This is a genomic window from Rhodobium orientis, assembly GCF_003258835.1.
In the GTDB taxonomy this organism is placed as follows: Bacteria; Pseudomonadota; Alphaproteobacteria; order Rhizobiales; family Rhodobiaceae; genus Rhodobium; species Rhodobium orientis.
Window position 1 is genome coordinate 1 of sequence record NZ_NPEV01000008.1, and the last position, 16,944, is coordinate 16,944.

Here is a 16,944-nt window from a genome sequence, read left to right on the forward strand (position 1 = left end):
GCGGCGACGCGCCGCGAATGCATGTAGACGATGCTGAGGATCGTGCCGACGGATCCGATGCCGAGGATCGAGACGGCGGCGACCGGTGCGACGGCGGCAATCGCCGATGCGAGCAGGGCGGCCCGCAGGAGCCATGCCATGCCCGCGCCGCCGGGAAAGCACACCCATTCCAGCGAGACCGCGATTGCCGCGGCCGCGCAGACGCCGCCAAGGCTCGCCAGCACCACCGATGCGGGGTCCGCAAGGCCGAGGATGGCCGGGTTCCAGAGGAACACGAACGGCAGCAGGAAGCCGACGGCGGCAAGCCGGACGGCATCGACCGCGATAATGATCGGGTCCTCCTGGGCGATCGCGGCGGCCGCGAGCGCGGCGACCGCGATCGGCGGCGTCAGCGCCGACAGGATCGCGAAGTAGAGCAGGAACATGTGGCTCTGGAAATCGGGGTAGCCGATCTTTGCCAGCGCCGGGCCGACGAGGACGGCGGCGAGGATATAGGCCGACGGCGTCGGCATGCCGAGGCCGAGAATGATGGTGACGACCGCGGCGATGACCAGCGTCAGCACGTCGACGCCGGAGGTCACCATCAGGATCACGTTCGCCGCCTTCATGCCGAGGCCGGTCATCGACAGGCCGCCGATGACGAGCCCTGCGGCCGCGCAGGCGCCGGCGACCGGAAGGATCCTGAGGGTGGTCTCGCCGAGGCCCTCGATGATCTGCCAGGGTGTCATCCGCGTGCCGGAGGTCATGAAGCTGGCGACGATGACGGCAAGCGTTCCGGCGCCCGCCGTGAAGACCGGCGAATAGCCGACCATCAGCACGCCGACGATGACGCCGATCGGGATCAGATAGGGCCAGCCTTGCTTCATCGTTTCGGCAAGCGGCGGCACGTCGTCCTCATAGGGACGCAGATTGTGGCGCACGGAGCGGAAATGGACCTGCAGGAAGATGCCGAGATAGTAGAGGAGGGCGGGGATGATCGCCGCATAGACGATCTCCCGGTACGGCGTCCCGGTATATTCGGCGAGGATGAAGGCGGCCGAACCCATGATCGGCGGCATGGCGCTGCCGCCCGTGGAGGCCGCGACCTCGACGGCACCGGCGAAGCGCTTCTTGTAGCCGAGGCGCTCCATGATCGGGATGGTGATGGAGCCGGTGGCGACGACGTCGGAGGTCGGGCTGCCGGACATGGTGCCGTAGAGGCCGGAGGAGATGACGGCGACCTTGGCCGGGCCGCCGGGGCTCTTGCCGGTCAGCGAGGCGGCAAGGTTGAAGAAGAAATTTCCGCCGCCCGCCTTCGACAGCAGGGTGCCGAAGAGGACGAACAGGAAGACGTAGCTGGCGACGACCTGGATCGGGACGCCGAACAGCCCGTCGGTCGTGAAGATGAGGATGTCGAGCAGGTAGGAAAAGCTCGAAATGCCGTGCCCGAAGGGCGGCGGCAGCAAATATCCGAACTGGTTGTAGATCAGGAACAGACCGACGACCATGGTGAGACCCAGGCCGGTCGTGCGCCGCGTCGCCTCAAGCGTCAGAAACAGAAGGGCCGAGCCGAAGAAGAACTGCGCCGTGGTGAACGGCTGCAGCAGCGATATCCGGTCGGAGATCTCCTTGGCATTGAGGAAGAAGAAGACCCCGGCGGCAAGGCTCAGAAATGCCAGCGCCCAGTCGAGATAGGTCGGCCTGTTCGGCGCCCTCGGCGAGTGGCCGATGACGATGAACAGGAGCGTGTAGATACTCGAGACGAACAGGATCCCGAGGACCAGGGGATCGGAAATGACGAAGATGTTCGCGTAGATCACCCAGCATGCGAAGGCCGCAGCGACGACGGTGAGCACGGTCAGCGGGGCACCTTTGAAGATGCGCCGCCGACCCGTTGCGAGAAACGAGATACTCACTTAAGCAGGCCCGCTTCTTTGAAGGCGCGCTCCGCACCCGGATGGAACGGCAGAACCGTCTGGCTCACCATCAGCTCCGGGGTCAACTGGGCCATCGCCTTGTGGACGCCGCGGATCTCGTCGATGTGGTCGACGAACGCCTTGCTGAGGGTATAGGCGGTTTCGTCCGACATCTTGTCGGTGGCGACGACCATCGCGCCGAGCGCCATGGTGTCGACGTCTTCGGCCTGGTTGGTATAGCTCTTGGCCGGGATCGTGTAGGCCGAGGTGCCGAATTCCTTGTTCGTCGCTTCGATGACGCTTTCGGGGATCTTCAGGAGCACGACGTCGACGTTCTCGTCGATGGCCCGGAACGAGGAGTGGCCGATGAAGATGCCGTTGGTCGCCATGTCGATGCGGCCGTCCTTCATCAGTTCGCCCTGCTCGTTGGCGCCGGCGCGCACGAAGCTGCCGCCATTGGCGCTGAGCGTCGCTTCGTCGAGGCCGGCCTCAGCCAGCATGAACAGGGCGACGTTGCCGGTGATGTTGCCGGAGCGGTTGATGCCGATCGAGAGCGGCGCCTTCGACGAGGCGATGTCGTCGATGCTGTCGATCTTGTATTCCTCGGCAATGCTCTTGTTCAGGAAGAAGTGCATCGGCGCCCAGTTGTACATGTAGCCGATGGCCATCATGTTCTTGATCGGCGCCGGGAAGGGCGGCTGGCCGGTGAGGGCGAGCTTGACCTCGGCGTCGTGGACCATGCCGAGATCGGTGCGGTTGGCGCCGAGGAGACCGATATTGGCAAAGCCGCCGCCGGTCGCCTGGTAGGTGATGACGGAATTCGGGTCCGAGGCTTTCACCGCCCGGTCCATGCCGGCGCCGAGCAGCGACCACAGGCCCCCGGGATTGCCGCCGGAAAGGGTGAGGTTGAGGGGCTCGACGTTGGCCGCGCCCGCGACAAGTCCGGCGCAGAGCGCGATGGCGAGTGTTTTGAATTTCATTAGACGTCTCCCTTCTGCTGGTTCTTGCATTTGTTTTTGCACGTAATCCCGTCCGAACTCCGGGTTCGGGAATACGCGCTTCAGGTCGTCCCCGACGGCACGATCGTGACCGTCTTCTGTTCGGTGTAGGCGAGCAACTCCTCCAGGCATTCTTCGCGCCCCTGGCCGGAGCTCTTCACGCCGCCGAACGGCACACCGAGATAGTGGTCGCTGGCATCGTTGACCCAGACGTAGCCCGCCTGAATGCGATCCGTCAGGCGCATTGCCGTGTCGAGGTCCCGCGTCCATACCGACGCGGTGAGGCCCACATCGAGGCCGTTGACGATGTCGAGCATCTCGGCCTCGTCCTGCCAGGAGAGGACGGACAGGACCGGGCCGAAAACCTCTTCACGCGCAATTCTCATATCCGCCGTCACGTCCGTGACGAGCGTCGGGCGGACGTAAAAGCCGTCCGGCGATAGGCCCTCGGCCTTGCCGCCGGTCGCGATGGTCGCGCCCTCGGCGGCGGCCTGTTCGATGTAGCCGCAGACCTTGCGGTACTGGCCGCGGGTCGAGAGGCTGCCCATCTGGGTCGCCTCGTCGGTCGGATCGCCGAGGCGGAGCGCCTCGAACGCCCGGACGATGCCGTCGACGACGCGCTCCTTGAGGCTCTCATGGACGAGGACGCGGCTGGTCGAGCCGCAGGACTGGCCGGCGGTCCAGCCGAGGTTCATGCCCTTGACGGCGCCGGCGATGGCGGCGTCGACATCGGCATCGGGACAGATGACGAGGGCGTTCTTGCCGCCGAGTTCGAGCTGGACCCGCTTCAATGTGTCGGCGGATCCTTTGAGCACCGCCTTGCCGGTCGGTACGCTGCCGATCAGGCTTGCCGCCGCGATGCCGGGATGGGCGCAGATCGCCGCGCCGAGATCGGCCCCGCCGGTGAGGACGGAGAGCAGGCCCTTGGGAAAGAGGTCGCCGATGATCTCCGCCATCCTGAGGGCGGACAGCGGCGTTTCCTCCGACGGCTTGACGATGACGGCGTTGCCGGCCGCGAGCGGGGCCGCCAGCTTGGCGGCAGCAAAAAGGAGCGGGTGGTTGAAGGCGACCAGCCGTGCGACGACGCCGAGCGGCTCGCGCGTCACATAGGTGATGCGGCCGCCGCGCTGGGGGATGGTTTCGCCCTTGGCTTCCGTCGCGATGCCGGCGAAATAGTCGATGAGGGTTGCGCCGAGGGTGACGTCGAAACGCATGCCGGCGATCGGATTGCCGCTGTCGAGGGCATCGATCAGGGCAAGGTCCTCGGCATGGTCGCGCAGCCGCTGTGCCGCCTGGCGCAGCGCTGCCGCGCGGGCTCCGGGCCCGGCCCGGCGCCAGCCGTCCTGGGCGTTCCTGCCCGCGTCGACGGCGCGATCCAGATCGTCGCCATCGGCATCGGCGACGACGCCCAGCAGGCGCCCGTCACTGGGTGATACAACCGGGCGCTCTGCGCCGCCGCCTTTATGCCATTCGCCGCCGATATATTGCTCTACCGGAAAGATCGGCAGCACTCGGCCCGAAGACTCTCGAACGTCTTCCTCCACGGGACTCCCCTTGCAACATTGGCCTTTTTGGCCTTCGCGCCTTGGACGACGCTTTTCGTTGTCATGCCGGGTCTTTTGCCGGCAGCGACCGGACATTGCCGGTCGCTCACGTCAGTGTTGCGGCAACTGCCGCAGGATAGCTCTTATTCGGCGGCGTTGGCGTTGCTTTCGTCGACACCGAGCGTGCGCCAATCGGTCTCCTTGGAGTAGACGCCCTCCTTGGAGGAGATCGTCACCTGGGGAACGCGCGGCTCCGTGGTGCCGATCGCCGGCTCGCCTTCGCCGACGCGTTGGGCGGCCTCGCTCATCAGGCGCCGGAACTCCACGATGGCAAGGTCCGACGAGCCGAGCAGGTCGGTGGAGCGGTCGACGCGTGCGCCCATCGACACCCACATGGCGATGTCCTGGTTCGGGATGCCCTGGATGCCGGTGAAGTCGCCGAGCTTCATGGCCTGGCGGTCCTGCAGGAAGTTGTTCTCCATGGTCCGCTTCGGCACCCAGCGCTCGTCGACGTCGACGCCCTTGCGGGCATAGGCGAATTTGCGCCACTGCTCCGTCGTCGGGCAGTTCACGCCGCCCCAGGCGATGAAATGGAACTGGCTGGTCTCGTCGTCGATCGGCACGATCACCGTGGCGACGTTGTAGGAGCTGTTCGGCGGAATGAGCGAGATGAACGGCGCCACATATTCGGTGATCCTGAGATAATTGTGGGTCGCCGCCTTCTTCATCGGCTTGCGGATCGCCGCGTAGTGGAAGCCGTAGGAGGTCTTCTCCGCCTGCATCCGCGGCGACTTGTCGGTCGACGGGCGGTACCAGGATTCATCATCCGCGGCGGCGCCGGTGACGCGCGCCGGAACCATGTCGGAGGAGTGCAGCGAGGAGGAGTGGGCGCTGTCGATCTGGCCTTCGGTGATCTGCGCCCAGTTGGCCGGGATGCGGATCTTCAGGATCGCGACGGTGGTCTCGTCGTCGGGCGAGAAGGGCGGCCGCTCGAACTCCGGCGCCTCGCGCTCTGTGTCGAGCCAGGCCCAGATGAAGCCGGCGCATTCCGTTACCGGATAGGACCGGTGCTTGACGGTGCCGTGCATCGGCGAGCCTTCCGGCTCGGACGCCATCGAGACGCAGTTGCCGTCGACGTCGAATTTCCAGCCGTGATAGAGGCAGCGCAGGCCGCATTCCTCGTTGCGGCCGAAGACGAGGGACGCCTTGCGGTGCGGACAGAGCTCGTCGAGCAGGCCGACGCGGCCGTCCGTGTCGCGGAAACAGACGTATCGCCGTCCGATGGCCTCCACGAGAATCGGCGTGCCGTCCGGCTCCTCGACCTCTTCGATGAGACACACCGGCACCCAATGCTGGCGCATCAGCGTGCCCATCGGCGCATCGTCCTCGACCTTGGTCAGGAAATCGTTCTCTTCCCTCGTCAACATGGCGTTCCTTCCTTCCCTTCAAGACCCTGGTTCGTTCTGCCGTCCGGGTCCTTGTCTTGACAGTTATCTTAGATATCTAATATAGGAATTTAGAAATCTAATATCATAAGGTTTCGGCCATTGACAAGGGGGATACGATTGGAAACGTCCACACAGCGATTTGAAATGCGCATCAAGGCGCGCCGCAAGCTGACGCCCGAAATCGACGAGTTCACGCTGGTCCCGGAAGGCGATACGGCGCTGCCGTCGTTCACGCCCGGAGCCCATATCACGGTGGAGACTCCGGACGGTGCGATGCGGCGCTATTCCCTCGTCAATGACGGCCAGAATCCGCAGGAATACGTGATCGCGATCAAACGCGAACCGGACTCGCGCGGCGGCTCGTCCTCGATGCACGAAAAGGCCGTGGAGGGCACGACGCTGACCGTCGAGGCGCCGGAAAACGAGTTCGAACTCGTCGATGCCGACAAGTACCTTCTGATCGCCGGCGGCATCGGCATCACCCCGATCCTGGCGATGGCCCGCCACCTATTCGCAAACGGGAAACCGTTCGAGGTGATCTACTGCGCGCGGACGGCGGAAGACGCCGCCTATCTCGACGAGATATCGGCCTTCGAGCATGCGACGACCCACCACGACCAGGGCGATCTGGAGCTTCTGTTCGATTTCTGGGACCGGCTGGAAAAACCTGGCAACGAGCATGTCTATTGCTGCGGTCCGGCGCCCCTGATGGAAGAGATCAAGGGGCTGACGGGCCACTGGTCCGACGGGCATGTGCATTTCGAGGATTTCAATCCGGTCGACGTGGTGCGCGCCGACGATGTGCCGTTCAAGGTGACGCTGGCCAAGACGGGGCGGACCGTCGAGGTGCCTGCCGACCGGTCGATCCTGGAGGCGTTGCGCGATGCGGGGCTGCACACCGTCAGTTCCTGCGAGAGCGGCACCTGCGGCACCTGCAAATGCGGGCTCATCGAAGGCGAAGTCGATCACCGGGACCACGTCCTGATGGACGAGGAAAAGTCCGACCACATCATGATCTGCGTCTCGCGGGCCAAGAGCGGGGATCTGACCATTGACCTCTGATCCCGTCCGCCTCGGGGTTGCGGGCCTGGGGCGCGGGTTCATGCTGACCCTGCCGAGCATCCTGGCGGACGACCATGTCAGGCTCGTCGCCGCTGCTGCACCGCGTTCCGAATCGCGCGAGGCGTTCGTCGCCGAGTTCGGCGGGCGCGCCTATGCGAGCGTTGAGGAGTTGGCCGCCGATCCGGACGTGGAAGCGGTCTATATCGCGACGCCGCACCAGATGCACCGCGAGCACGCAGAGGTTCTCGCTGGCGGCGGCAAGCACCTGCTCGTCGAAAAACCGCTCGCGATTTCCATGGACGACGCAACGGCGATCGTGGACGCGACGGTTCGGGCCGGGGTCAAGCTCGTTACCGGCCCGAGCCACAGCTTCGACCAGCCCGTCCTTGCCGCGCGGCGGCTCATCGACGAGGGCCGGTTCGGCCGCGTTCGTATGATCCATGCCCTCAACTACACCGACTTTCTCTATCGCCCGCGCCGGCCGGAGGAGCTGTCGACGGAACTCGGCGGCGGCGTCGTCTTCAGCCAGGCGGTGCACCAGGTCGACGTCGTCCGCGTCCTGATGGGCGGGGAGGCGCTCACCGTCTCGGCGATGACCGGGGCCTGGGACCCGGCGCGCCCGACCGAGGGCGCCTATGCCGCGCTCATCCAGTTCGACGGCGGGCGCTTCGCCAACCTCGTCTATTCCGGCTACGCCCATTTCGACAGCGATACCTGGCAGGACGACATCGGCGAACTCGGCACCGTCAAGGACCTTGGCCGATACGGCGCGGCGCGCCGCGCCCTTGCCACCGTCTCCAGCCCCGAGGAAGAAGCCGCCCTCAAGTCCGGGCGCACCTTCGGCGCCGTGGATGTGCCGCCCGTAGCGCCCCACGCGGAGCATTTCGGCCCGATCATCGTCAGTTGCGACCGGGCGGACCTCCGTCTCACCGCCAAGGGCATCGAGGTCTGGGGCGACACCGAGCGCTCGTTCATCGCCACGCCCGCCGATCCGTCGCCGCGCGCGGAGGTCCTGAAAGGCCTCCATGACGCCGTCCGCGGCAACGACCCGCCGCTCCAATCCGGCGGATGGGGGAGGGCGAGCCTCGAACTCTGCCATGCCATCCTGGACAGCGCCCGAACGGGCGGTCCCGTCACGCTGCAACATCAATCCTGAAAACAACAATTGGGGAAACGCTTAATGGGAAAGCTTCGACTTTCGATCGCCATGGGGGATTACGACCGGACCCGTCCGATCCATGACGGACGGGTGCAGATCGACGGCGTCGATCCGGTGACCATGCTGCTGTCGCCGGAGGAAATGTTCTTTCGCGCCTTCCGCCACGAGGCCTTCGATATCAGCGAGCTGTCGTTCTCGTCCTATTGCGTCAGGCATTCCAGGGGCGAGAGCCCCTATGTCGCCGTGCCGGTCTTCTTGTCCCGGGCGTTCCGCCATTCCTCGGTCTATATCCGCACCGACCGCGGCATCGACGGGCCGGCCGACCTGAAGGGCCGGCGGATCGGCATCGCCGAATGGCAACTGACCGCCAATGTCTGGGTCCGCGGCATCCTGGAAGACTACGGGGTGAAGCAATCGGACATCACCTGGGTGCGCGGCGGCATGCACACGGCCGGGCGGCCGGAAAAGATCCCCGTGAATGTGCCCGACGACGTGACGATCGAGGCGGCGCCGGATGGCGCGACGCTCGACGGCATGCTGCGGAGTGGCGACATCGACGGCTTCGTCGGCCCGCGCTCGCTGCGCTGTTTCGACGAGGGGCACCCGAATGTCGGGCGCCTGTTCCATGACGGCTTCAGGGCGGCCTCGGAGCATTTCGAGCGCACCGGCGTTTTCCCGATCATGCACCTCCTCGGCATCAAGAGGGCCATCGCGGAAGACAATCCGTGGCTGCCCGGCGCGCTCCTGAAGGCGTTCTCCCAGGCAAAGGCGATGGCCGAAACGGCGCTGCAGGACACGTCAGCCACCAAGGTCACGATGCCGTTCGTGGAGGATACGCTCGCCGCCGCGCGCCGGCTCATCGGCCCGCAGATCTGGACCTACGGCGTTCCCGGCAACGAACGTGTGCTCGACACCTTCCTCGACCTGCACCACAGGCAGGGCCTGTCGGCGCGTCGCCTTGCCGTGGACGAAATCTTCCATCCGGCCGCCTACGAAGCCTACAGCCTGTAAGTGCGCCATGGGGAAGGCTGGGGGATTGCGCGCCGACCGGCTGCCGAAAGGCGCCGGCGGGGCGGGGCAGGGAACGGCGGTCGGTGCCGCCGGTCGCCGCTATTCGAGAAAACTGGACCGGGTCGCAGGCACGCGCATGCCGCGCGCTTCGGCTTCGTCCTCGTCGGCGTCGAGGTTGCCGAGGATGGTGATCAGGTCGAGGCGGAGTTGCTCCTGGCGCGTTGCGGGGATGCCGGCGAGTGCCACTTCGTTGGCCTCCACGGCAAGCGGTTCCAGCACCTCCTGCAGCTCGCGTCCGCGCTCGGTCAGGAAGGTGCACTGGCGGCGCTTGTTCGGGGCCATCGAGCGGCGTTCGACGAGGCCCAGCTTTTCCAGCTTGCTGAGCGCCGTGTGGGTGGTCGGCTCGGTCAGGTTGGCGGCGAGGCTGAGGTCGCGCTGGGTCAGTCCCTCCTGCTTCCACAGGATGCGCAGATATATCCAGTGGCCGAAGGTGATGCCGTGGGTCGCCAGCCGGCGGGCCAGCGAGCGGTTGAACCCGCGGGCGCACAGCCGCACCAGATGGGCGACGCGCTCGTCGTCATACGATCTGGCGCGACCCGGAGCCAGGTCGGTGTCTGCGTCCTCTTTCGCCAGGGACGCTTTCCCGGGTTCATCGAAATCTGTCGGCATTGCTCGCTTGGCGACCCCGTGGGGTTAAAAAAACGAAAGTTCTTCCGGTGCGTGCAATCGCACGCGCTCAGTTACGACGCAATGAATCTCACGCACACTCTAGAAGTCCAGCTCTATTGCAGGCCGAACCGGCCGTGACAAGACTGAAGGGACCTTAAGGTGACACATTCCAGAAAAGAAACGCATGCAGAAACCCCTTTGGCATCCGAGATCGGCTCCTTGTGGGGCAGCGATGCCCTCGCCGCAATGCTGCGCCGGCTGGACGTCGGCTATGTGGCGCTCAATCCGGGGTCCAGCTTTCGCGGCCTGCATGACAGCCTCGTCAACTATCTCGGCAATGCCGATCCGAAGATGCTGCTCTGCCTGCACGAGGAGAACGCCGTTGCGCTGGCCCATGGATGGGCCAAGGTCACGGGCGAGCCGATGGCCGTGGTGCTGCACGCCAATGTCGGCCTCATGCATGCGACGATGGCGATCTACAATGCCTGGTGCGACCGGGTGCCGATGGTCATCCTCGGGGCGGGCGGTCCAGTCGACGCCGATCTGCGCCGTCCGTGGATCGACTGGATCCATACCTCGCGCGACCAGGCGGCCATCATCCGTCCCTATGTCAAATGGGACGACCAGCCGGCCAGCCTCAATGCTTCCTTGCGCGCCATGGCGCAGGCGAGCGTCGTCACCAAGACCGCACCCCAGGCCCCGACCTATGTGTGCTTCGACGTCACCGTCCAGGAGACGCGGCTCGACGACCTGCCGGAGCTGCCGGACCCGGCGGCTTTCGCCGTCCCCGATGCGCCGCTCCCGGCGCCGGGCCAGATCGACGACCTCAAGCAGCGCTTGGAAGGGGCAAAAAATCCGGTCTTCATGATGGGCCGGATGTCCCGATCGGAGGCCGACTGGGCGGCGCGGGTCGCGCTTGCGGAGCGTTTCGGGGCGAAGGTGCTGACGGACATCAAGACCGGCGCGGTGTTCCCGACCGACCATCCGCTTCATGTCGGCCCGCCGTCGTTCTTCCTTTCCGGGCCGCAGGCGGAGGCCCTGCGCGCCGCCGACCTCATCGTCGCTTTCGACTGGGTCGACGTTGCCGGGGCGATCAAGCAGGCCGGCGCCGAAGCGCCTGTCGTCAACGTGTCCATCGACCATCACCTGGCCAATGGCTGGTCGTTCGACCATACCGGGCCGATCGGCGCGGTGCTCCACATCGCCGCCATGCCGGACGATTGCGTTACCGGTCTGGCAAAGGCGCTGGAGCTTCAGCCCGGACCCGTGCCGGCATCGCTGCCGGCGCTTGCCGCCGTGCCGTTCGAGGCGAGCACCGGGCCGATTTCCATGCGTGGCTTTGCGGCGGCCCTCGGCGAAGGCCTCGGCGACGACCTCGTCACCCTGGTGCGCCTGCCGCTTGGCTGGGACGCCTCGACCTGGCACTTCCGCCATCCGCTCGACTATCTCGGCTATGACGGCGGCGCCGGCATCGGCTCCGGTCCCGGCATGCTGGTCGGCGCCGCGCTCGCCCTCCAGGGCAGCGAGCGCCTGCCCGTCGCGGTTCTCGGCGACGGCGACACCATGATGGGGATTTCCGCGCTGTGGACCGCGGCGCGCTACCAGATCCCGATGCTCGCTGTCGTCTGTAACAACCGGTCCTACTTCAACGACGAGGTCCACCAGGAAAAGGTCGCCAAGGCGCGCAACCGCCCCGTCGAGAACAAATGGGTCGGCCAGGCGATCACCGGTCCGGACCTCGACTTCGCAGCGATGGCACGGGCGCAAGGGCTCGTTGGCATCGGTCCGGTCGCTTCGCCCGACGCCCTTGCCGAGGCCGTTGCCGAAGGGCTCCGGCTCGTCAAGGAAGGCGCCGCGGTGCTCATCGATGCACGGGTCGAGCCGGCCTATTCGGAGGCGATGGCCAAGGGCATGACGACGGACGGCTGAGTGAGAGCGAGGCGGTATCGCCTCAGGCGACCGAGCCGCGCTCGGCGAGGAAGTTCAACAACGCCCGGACGCGCGCCGGGAGCGGTCCGCCCTGGCCGGTATAGACGGCGTGGAAGGCCTCCCGGTCGTCCGCGGCGAGGTCTTCAAGGACCGGTTTCAGCCGCCCGGCCGCGATGTCGTCCCGCACCGTGAAGGCGGCAAGGCGGGCGAGGCCGAGCCCCTGCAACGCCAGCCGGCGCATGGTCTCGCCGTCGCTTGCCTGGATGGAAACGGCGGGCGAGGCGTGGACGGTTTCTCCGTCGCGCAAGAACCGCCACCCCTCGATCTCGCGTGGATAGCCGAAGCCGATCCGGCGGTGCCGGTCGAGGTCGGCGATGTCGCGCGGCGTGCCGACCCGGTGCAGGTAATCCGGGGAGGCGACGATCCACATCGGCGTCTCGCCGAGCTTGCGGGCGACGAGGCGGGAATCCTTCAGCGGCCCGGCCCGCACCACGACGTCGGTGCGTTCCGCCAGCAGGTCGATCACCGTGTCGGTCAACACGAGGTCGAGCAGGATCTGCGGATATTGCTCGACGAACGCCGGCAGGATCGGCTCCAGCACATGGACGGCGTAGGACGCGCTGGTGTTCAGCCTTATGCGGCCGACCGGCTGTTCGCCGCGGCGGGCCTGGCGTTCCGCCTCGTCCATGTCGGCAAGGATCGCCGCCGCGCGCTCGTAGAATGCGCAGCCTTCGGCGGTCAGGTCGAGGCGGCGGGTGGAGCGGTTGAAGAGCCGCGCGCCGAGACGGGCTTCCAGCCGGGACACCAGCTTGCTGACCGCCGACTGGGAGAGGCCCAGTTGCCGCGCCGCATGGGAAAACCCGCCCCGCTCCACGACCTGGACGAAGACCTCCATCTCACCGCTGCGGTTCGTGCCGGTGCGCGACATATGACGTCAATTCACTTCTGATATTCCAACAGGCCCGATTATTCATGATTAGGGCGCGGTTTAGGGTCTGTCCATCGAAATCCTGATGGACCGGACCTTTCATGCCCCTTGCCCTTTATGCGCTGGCGGCCGGTGCCTTCGGCATCGGCGTCACCGAATTCGTCATCATGGGCCTCCTGCTTGAGGTCAGCCGCGACCTCGGCGTCTCGCTCGCTGCCGCCGGCCTGCTCATTTCCGGCTATGCGCTCGGGGTCGCCGTCGGCGCGCCGATCCTGACCATTCTCACCGCAAGCTGGAACCGCAAGCACGTGCTGGTCGGGCTGATGGTCATCTTCATTGCCGGCAATGCGGCCTGCGCCCTGGCGCCGACCTATGGCCTGCTGATGGCCGCACGGGTTCTGACGGCGCTCACCCATGGCACCTATTTCGGCGTCGGCTCCGTGTTTGCCGGCGGCCTCGTCGGCAGGGACCGGCAGGCTTCGGCGATCGCGATCATGTTCACCGGGCTGACGCTGGCGAACATTCTGGGCGTGCCCGCCGGCACCTGGCTCGGCCAGCAATTCGGCTGGCGCATGACCTTCTGGGCGGTGACGGCGGTCGGCATAGCCGCGCTCGCCATCCTCGTCGTCCTCGTCCCGTCGGACCGCTCGAAGCCGGTGCCGTCGAACTGGCGGAGCGACCTGAGGGCGGTGTCCCGGCCGCCGGTCTTGCTCGGCTTCGTGACGACGGTTCTCGGCTTTGCCGGCGTCTTTGCGCTCTTCACCTATATCGCGCCGCTCTTGACCGAGGTCAGCGGCTTTGCCGACAGCGCCGTCTCGCCGATCCTCCTGGTCTTCGGCGGCGGCCTCGTCGCCGGCAACCTCCTTGGCGGCCGGCTGGCGGATCGCCGCCTGAAAACCGCGGTCATCGGCAGCATGGCGGTGCTCGGGGTGGTGCTGGCGGCGATGACCGTCGGGTTTCACGACCGGGTCGCGGCGGTCGCGCTGACGGGTCTCCTCGGCGCTGCGGGCTTTGCCACCGTGCCGCCACTGCAGGCATGGGTGCTGTCGAAGGCCAGCGGGGCAGGAGCGAGCCTTGCCTCCAGCCTCAACATTGCGGCGTTCAATCTCGGCAATGCGCTTGGCGCCTGGGCGGGCGGCGTCGTGATTTCTGACGGTCCCGGGCTCACCGCCTTGCCGCTTGCCGCGGCAGTCTTTCCCTTACTCGCCATTGTCGTCGCGCTTGCCGCGATGGGCCTGGAGCGCCGGCGGCCCGTTTGTCAGCAACCCATCCAATCCTCCGCATCCTAGATAAGGAGATCAGCATCATGGAATACCGCCACCTCGGAAAATCCGGCCTCAAGGTTCCCGCGCTCAGCTTCGGGGCCGGCACCTTCGGCGGCTCGGGACCCCTGTTCAGCCATTGGGGCACGTCGGACGTCGCCGAGGCGCGGCGGCTCGTCGACATCTGCCTGGACGCCGGCATCACCCTGTTCGATACCGCCGACGTCTATTCGAACGGCGCCTCGGAAGAGGTGCTCGGCGAAGCCATCAAGGGCCGGCGCGACGAGCTGTTGCTCTCCACCAAGATGAGCCTTCCGCTCGGCGACGGGCCGAACGAGGCCGGCTCGTCGCGGTACCGCCTGATCGCGGGCGTCGACGCCGCGCTCAAGCGTCTCGGCACGGACCGTATCGACATCTTCCAGCTCCATGCCTTCGATGCTTTCACGCCGGTGGAAGAGGTGCTGTCGACCCTCGACCGGCTCGTGCGCGAGGGCAAGATCCGCTATGTGGGCGTTTCCAACTTTTCCGGCTGGCAGATCATGAAGTCGCTCGCCGTGGCGGAAAAATACGGCTGGCCGCGCTATGTCGCCAACCAGGTCTACTATTCCCTCGTCGGCCGCGACTATGAGTGGGATCTGATGCCCCTCGGGGCGGATCAGGGGCTCGGCGCCATGGTCTGGAGCCCGCTCGGCTGGGGGCGCCTGACCGGCAGGATCCGCCGCGGAAGTCCGATCCCGCAAGGCAGCCGCCTGCACGAGACCGCAAGCTTCGGGCCGCCGGTACCGGACGAGCATCTCTACACCGTCGTCGATGCGCTCGACGGGCTCGCGGAGGAAACCGGCCGGACCGTGCCGCAGATCGCGCTCAACTGGCTGCTGCAGCGGCCGACCGTTTCCTCCGTCATCATCGGCGCGCGCAATGAGATGCAGCTCCGCGACAATCTGGGTGCCGTCGGCTGGGCGCTGACGGGCGACCAGATCGCCCGGCTCGATGCGGCAAGCGCGGTCACCGCGCCGTACCCGCATTTCCCGTACCGGCGCCAGGAGGGCTTCGCGCGGCTCGACCCGCCGATGCTGTGACGACGGCTGTCGTATGACTGCTTCCGGCATATGACGGGAACTTCCCCGCCGGGTCGGCGCGCGTCTTCAGGACAGAGGCGGGGCGAAACGCAGGCCGCGCGCGATGCGGTTCCAGGCGTTGATGGTGCCGATGGTGATCGTCAGAAGCACGGCCTCCCGATCGTCGAAGTGGTCGTGCAAGCCCGCGGTGTCGGCGTCGCACGCTTCCTCGCCATGGAGGCGCGTGAGCCGTTCCGCCCATTGGAACGCGGCCCGTTCGCGGGGTGAAAAGACGCCGGCGTCGCGCCAGGCGGACACCAGGTCCAGCTTGACCTCATCGACGGCCAGCTTGCGCGCGATGTTCAGGTGGAGCTGGACGCAGAACGCACAGCCGTTCATTTGCGAGACCCGGAGTTTGACGAGTTCGGTCAGGTCTTTTTCCAGCCCGCCATCGTCGACGGTCTTGCCGAGTGCGATCAGCGCGTCATGGGCCGTCGTCTGGGACCTCCTGAAAGCGTCATAGGTCATTGCGGTCGGATCGCGCGTCATCGGCTGGCCATTTCCCATTCGAGGCTATAATATAAGAGCACGAATAACATATCAGAGCTTTGATATTATGCGCAAGACCGATCCCCCCATCGATGGACCCGTTCCGGCTCCCGGGGAGGGGAGACGCGGCGAAACCGGCTATATCGGCTACCTGTTGCGCCAGGCGGCGCATGCCTATCAGACCCATCTGTCCCGCGTGCTGGGCGATCTCGAGGTGACGCCGCCGCAGTTTTCGGTGATGACGATGATTGCCGCCTATCCCGGTCTTTCCAACGCCGATATTGCCAGATTGACCTTCCTGACGCCGCAGACGGTCAGCGTGATCATCGGCAATCTGGTGAAAGCGGAGATCGTTACCCGGCGTCCCCATGCCGTCCACGGGCGCATTCAGCAGCTCGTTCTGACCGACAGTGGGCGAACGCTCCTGACGGCCGCGAAACGGCGCGTGAACGCCGTTGAGAAAGAGCTGACGGACGGCGTCGGCGCCGACGAGGAGCAGAGGCTGAGGCAATGGCTCGCCAGCATTTCCTCACGGCTGAGCGATGGCTGAGCGGGCATCCGACGTCGCCGCAAGGCCTTATGGCTGGCGGAGCAAGAAGTCCTCGACCAGATCGGCGAGGCCGTCCGGCCGTTCCATTGGTGCGAGGTGGCCCGTCGGCAGTTCGGCATATCGGGCGCCGGCAATGGCACCCGCCAGCGCGCGGGAATGGGCGATGGGGACCATCTGGTCGTGGGTACAGCCGACGACCAGGGTGGGCGCGGCGATCCGGCGAACGCTGTCCGAGACGTCTATCGACAGATCGAGGTCGACCTGACGTGCCATGCCGGGCCAGTCCGTGCCGGAAAGCGTTTCGGCGACGGCTTCGGCAAGCGCATCTTCGGGCCAGGCGGCGAGGGCGTCCGGGCTGAACCCGGTCATCACGGCAAGCCGCGCCATCGCCTCGCGGTCTGTGGCGATCAGGTGGCGCCAGAGGCCGAACTGCAGCCTTGAACGGCTGTCCGCCGCGCTCTGGAACCCGGCCAGGAGGACGAGCGAGTCGACACGATCAGGGAACTCGCCGGCGATCCTTGCGGCGATGGCCGCGCCGAGCGAAAAGCCCATGAGGTGAAACCGCTCCGCACCGGCCGCATCGGCCACCGCAAGAATCTGGCCTGCCACGCCCTCGGCCGACAGGGCGCCGCCGCCGTCGGTCGTCGCGCCCGAGCCGGAATAGTCCGGCCGGATCACCGTCCAGTGGCGGGCAAAGCGCTCGACGAGCGCACCCCAATTGGTCTCGGCATTGCCGCCGGTGCCATGCACCAGGATCAGCGGCGGACCATTGCCGTCGATCTTGTACGAGACCCGGGCGTCTTCAAAGGTAACGAACGGCATTCTTGCATCTCCTTGCTTGCACTGTTCTGCCGGCAGGCTAAGGTCTGACAGCGATGTCAG

At 66.3% G+C, this 16,944-nt stretch carries 15 protein-coding genes; 7 read left to right on the plus strand and 8 right to left on the minus strand.

The annotated features are described in order from the left end of the window. The 4 genes from CH339_RS05530 to CH339_RS05545 all read right to left on the minus strand — a co-directional run. Positions 1-1,895, minus strand: a 1,895-nt coding sequence (locus tag CH339_RS05530; protein WP_210207370.1) for a TRAP transporter permease, incomplete at its 3' end; no start/stop codon positions are given. Further along, positions 1,892-2,875 (minus strand): TAXI family TRAP transporter solute-binding subunit, encoded by a 984-nt coding sequence (locus tag CH339_RS05535; protein ID WP_111433306.1) that lies wholly within the window; start codon positions 2,873-2,875, stop codon positions 1,892-1,894. The genes CH339_RS05535 and CH339_RS05530, both read right to left, overlap by 4 nt. An 80-nt stretch (positions 2,876-2,955) precedes the next feature. Next, positions 2,956-4,404 carry an aldehyde dehydrogenase family protein gene (locus tag CH339_RS05540; protein WP_201240906.1) on the minus strand — a complete coding sequence of 483 codons (1,449 nt, stop codon included), beginning with the start codon at positions 4,402-4,404 and terminating at the stop codon, positions 2,956-2,958. A 176-nt stretch (positions 4,405-4,580) separates the two neighbouring features. Continuing rightward, on the minus strand, positions 4,581-5,864 hold the full coding sequence (locus CH339_RS05545) for a Rieske 2Fe-2S domain-containing protein (RefSeq protein ID WP_111433309.1): 1,284 nt from the start codon (positions 5,862-5,864) through the stop codon (positions 4,581-4,583). Positions 5,865-6,029: 165 nt separating this feature from the next. Between CH339_RS05545 and CH339_RS05550 the strand changes: the two genes are divergently transcribed. From CH339_RS05550 to CH339_RS05560, 3 genes are read left to right on the plus strand one after another with little or no spacing between them, the layout of a single operon-like run. Further along, positions 6,030-6,947: a PDR/VanB family oxidoreductase gene (locus tag CH339_RS05550; RefSeq protein ID WP_111433310.1), complete on the plus strand. Its 918-nt coding sequence runs from the start codon at positions 6,030-6,032 to the stop codon at positions 6,945-6,947. After that, on the plus strand, positions 6,937-8,103 hold the full coding sequence (locus CH339_RS05555) for a Gfo/Idh/MocA family protein (RefSeq protein ID WP_111433312.1): 1,167 nt from the start codon (positions 6,937-6,939) through the stop codon (positions 8,101-8,103). Before CH339_RS05550 ends, CH339_RS05555 begins: the two co-directional genes overlap by 11 nt. A gap of 24 nt (positions 8,104-8,127) precedes the next feature. Continuing rightward, positions 8,128-9,117 (plus strand): ABC transporter substrate-binding protein, encoded by a 990-nt coding sequence (locus tag CH339_RS05560; RefSeq protein ID WP_111433314.1) that lies wholly within the window; start codon positions 8,128-8,130, stop codon positions 9,115-9,117. 99 nt (positions 9,118-9,216) lie between these two features. On the opposite strand, the gene CH339_RS05565 is transcribed toward CH339_RS05560, so the two are convergent. Further along, entirely contained in the window at positions 9,217-9,786 is a 570-nt protein-coding gene (locus CH339_RS05565) for a MarR family winged helix-turn-helix transcriptional regulator (protein WP_111433316.1), read from the minus strand. Positions 9,787-9,984: 198 nt separating this feature from the next. On the opposite strand from CH339_RS05565, the gene CH339_RS05570 reads away from it, so the two are divergent. Continuing rightward, positions 9,985-11,715, plus strand: coding sequence for a thiamine pyrophosphate-binding protein (locus CH339_RS05570; protein WP_244668976.1), 1,731 nt, complete (start codon positions 9,985-9,987; stop codon positions 11,713-11,715). 22 nt (positions 11,716-11,737) lie between these two features. On the opposite strand, the gene CH339_RS05575 is transcribed toward CH339_RS05570, so the two are convergent. Beyond that, a complete protein-coding gene (locus tag CH339_RS05575; RefSeq protein WP_111433317.1) occupies positions 11,738-12,643 on the minus strand; it encodes a LysR family transcriptional regulator in 906 nt (301 codons plus the stop codon). 101 nt (positions 12,644-12,744) lie between these two features. Here CH339_RS05575 and CH339_RS05580 point away from each other — a divergent pair, with 101 nt between their 5' ends. Together CH339_RS05580 and CH339_RS05585 are read left to right on the plus strand one after the other, a co-directional pair. After that, a complete protein-coding gene (locus CH339_RS05580) occupies positions 12,745-13,932 on the plus strand; it encodes an MFS transporter (protein ID WP_111433319.1) in 1,188 nt (395 codons plus the stop codon). Between the two features lie 17 nt (positions 13,933-13,949). Continuing rightward, positions 13,950-14,984, plus strand: coding sequence for an aldo/keto reductase (locus CH339_RS05585; protein ID WP_111433321.1), 1,035 nt, complete (start codon positions 13,950-13,952; stop codon positions 14,982-14,984). Between the two features lie 66 nt (positions 14,985-15,050). Here the strand turns inward: CH339_RS05585 and CH339_RS05590 are convergent, their stop codons facing one another. Beyond that, positions 15,051-15,512 carry a carboxymuconolactone decarboxylase family protein gene (locus CH339_RS05590; RefSeq protein ID WP_244668975.1) on the minus strand — a complete coding sequence of 154 codons (462 nt, stop codon included), beginning with the start codon at positions 15,510-15,512 and terminating at the stop codon, positions 15,051-15,053. A 67-nt stretch (positions 15,513-15,579) separates the two neighbouring features. On the opposite strand from CH339_RS05590, the gene CH339_RS05595 reads away from it, so the two are divergent. Further along, positions 15,580-16,062, plus strand: a complete 483-nt coding sequence (locus tag CH339_RS05595; RefSeq protein WP_111433322.1) for a MarR family winged helix-turn-helix transcriptional regulator — start codon at positions 15,580-15,582, stop codon at positions 16,060-16,062. A 27-nt stretch (positions 16,063-16,089) separates the two neighbouring features. Here CH339_RS05595 and CH339_RS05600 read toward each other — a convergent pair whose 3' ends face one another. Further along, positions 16,090-16,884 (minus strand): alpha/beta fold hydrolase, encoded by a 795-nt coding sequence (locus CH339_RS05600; protein ID WP_111433323.1) that lies wholly within the window; start codon positions 16,882-16,884, stop codon positions 16,090-16,092. Positions 16,885-16,944 lie beyond the last annotated feature (60 nt).